This window comes from Streptomyces violaceorubidus, assembly GCF_000717995.1.
GTDB lineage: Bacteria > Actinomycetota > Actinomycetes > Streptomycetales > Streptomycetaceae > Streptomyces > Streptomyces violaceorubidus.
This window is the reverse complement of the sequence record NZ_JODM01000091.1, coordinates 1-2,494: the sequence shown is the minus strand read 5'-3', so window position 1 is coordinate 2,494 and position 2,494 is coordinate 1. Positions and strand designations below refer to the sequence as shown.

The window sequence follows — 2,494 nt, the reverse complement described above, 5'->3', positions numbered from 1 at the left end:
TCGTGACTGCGTGCCTTTTGAAGAATGAGCCTGCGAGTTTGCGGTGTGTTGCGAGGTTAACCCGTGTGGGGAAGCCGTAGCGAAAGCGAGTCCGAATAGGGCGTTTTAGTAGCGCGCTCAAGACCCGAAGCGGAGTGATCTAGCCATGGGCAGGTTGAAGCGGCTGTAAGAGGTCGTGGAGGACCGAACCCACCAGGGTTGAAAACCTGGGGGATGACCTGTGGTTAGGGGTGAAAGGCCAATCAAACTCCGTGATAGCTGGTTCTCCCCGAAATGCATTTAGGTGCAGCGTCGTGTGTTTCTTGCCGGAGGTAGAGCACTGGATAGGCGATGGGCCCTACCGGGTTACTGACCTTAGCCAAACTCCGAATGCCGGTAAGTGAGAGCGCGGCAGTGAGACTGTGGGGGATAAGCTCCATGGTCGAGAGGGAAACAGCCCAGAGCATCGACTAAGGCCCCTAAGCGTACGCTAAGTGGGAAAGGATGTGGAGTCGCACAGACAACCAGGAGGTTGGCTTAGAAGCAGCCACCCTTGAAAGAGTGCGTAATAGCTCACTGGTCTAGTGATTCCGCGCCGACAATGTAGCGGGGCTCAAGCGTACCGCCGAAGTCGTGTCATTGCAGCAATACGGCCAACGCCGGCTGTGATGGGTAGGGGAGCGTCGTGTGCCGGGTGAAGCAGCCGTGGAAGCGAGTTGTGGACGGTTCACGAGTGAGAATGCAGGCATGAGTAGCGATACAAACGTGAGAAACGTTTGCGCCGATTGACTAAGGGTTCCTGGGTCAAGCTGATCTGCCCAGGGTAAGTCGGGACCTAAGGCGAGGCCGACAGGCGTAGTCGATGGATAACCGGTTGATATTCCGGTACCCGCTGTGAAGCGTCAAACATTGAATCAGGCGATGCTAAGTCCGTGAAGCCGCCTCTGATCTCTTCGGAGTGATGGGGAGTGGTGGAGCCGATGACCCGGACCTGTAGTAGGTGAGTGATGGGGTGACGCAGGAAGGTAGTCCATCCCGGGCGGTGGTTGTCCCGGGGTAAGGGTGTAGGCCGTGTGATAGGTAAATCCGTTGCACATAGGGCTGAGACCTGATGCCGAGCCGATTGTGGTGAAGTGGATGATCCTATGCTGTCGAGAAAAGCCTCTAGCGAGTTTCATGGCGGCCCGTACCCTAAACCGACTCAGGTGGTCAGGTAGAGAATACCGAGGCGTTCGGGTGAACTATGGTTAAGGAACTCGGCAAAATGCCCCCGTAACTTCGGGAGAAGGGGGGCCACACCTGGTGATGAGTCTTGCACTCTGAGCTGGGGGTGGCCGCAGAGACCAGCGAGAAGCGACTGTTTACTAAAAACACAGGTCCGTGCGAAGCCGTAAGGCGATGTATACGGACTGACGCCTGCCCGGTGCTGGAACGTTAAGGGGACCGGTTAGCTCCATTTCGGTGGGGCGAAGCTGAGAACTTAAGCGCCAGTAAACGGCGGTGGTAACTATAACCATCCTAAGGTAGCGAAATTCCTTGTCGGGTAAGTTCCGACCTGCACGAATGGCGTAACGACTTCTCGACTGTCTCAACCATAGGCCCGGTGAAATTGCACTACGAGTAAAGATGCTCGTTTCGCGCAGCAGGACGGAAAGACCCCGGGACCTTTACTACAGTTTGATATTGGTGTTCGGTTCGGCTTGTGTAGGATAGCTGGGAGACTTTGAAGCTCGCACGCCAGTGTGGGTGGAGTCGTCGTTGAAATACCAGTCTGGTCGTGCTGGATGTCTAACCTGGGTCCGTGATCCGGATCAGGGACAGTGTCTGATGGGTAGTTTAACTGGGGCGGTTGCCTCCTAAAGAGTAACGGAGGCGCCCAAAGGTTCCCTCAGCCTGGTTGGCAATCAGGTGTTGAGTGTAAGTGCACAAGGGAGCTTGACTGTGAGACCGACGGGTCGAGCAGGGACGAAAGTCGGGACTAGTGATCCGGCGGTGGCTTGTGGAAGCGCCGTCGCTCAACGGATAAAAGGTACCCCGGGGATAACAGGCTGATCTTCCCCAAGAGTCCATATCGACGGGATGGTTTGGCACCTCGATGTCGGCTCGTCGCATCCTGGGGCTGGAGTCGGTCCCAAGGGTTGGGCTGTTCGCCCATTAAAGCGGTACGCGAGCTGGGTTTAGAACGTCGTGAGACAGTTCGGTCCCTATCCGCTGTGCGCGTAGGAGTCTTGAGAAGGGCTGTCCCTAGTACGAGAGGACCGGGACGGACGAACCTCTGGTGTGCCAGTTGTTCTGCCAAGGGCATGGCTGGTTGGCTACGTTCGGGAGGGATAACCGCTGAAAGCATCTAAGCGGGAAGCCTGCTTCGAGATGAGGACTCCCACCCACTTGATGGGGTAAGGCTCCCAGTAGACGACTGGGTTGATAGGCCGGATCTGGAAGCACCGTGAGGTGTGGAGGTGACCGGTACTAATAGGCCGAGGGCTTGTCCTCAGTTGCTCGCGTCCACTGTGTT

Annotated in this window: 1 rRNA gene; it reads left to right on the top strand. The window is 56.6% G+C overall.

The annotated features are described in order from the left end of the window. Positions 1–2,472, top strand: a 23S ribosomal RNA gene (locus tag IE94_RS0134040); the annotation flags it as partial. Positions 2,473–2,494: the final 22 nt, after the last annotated feature.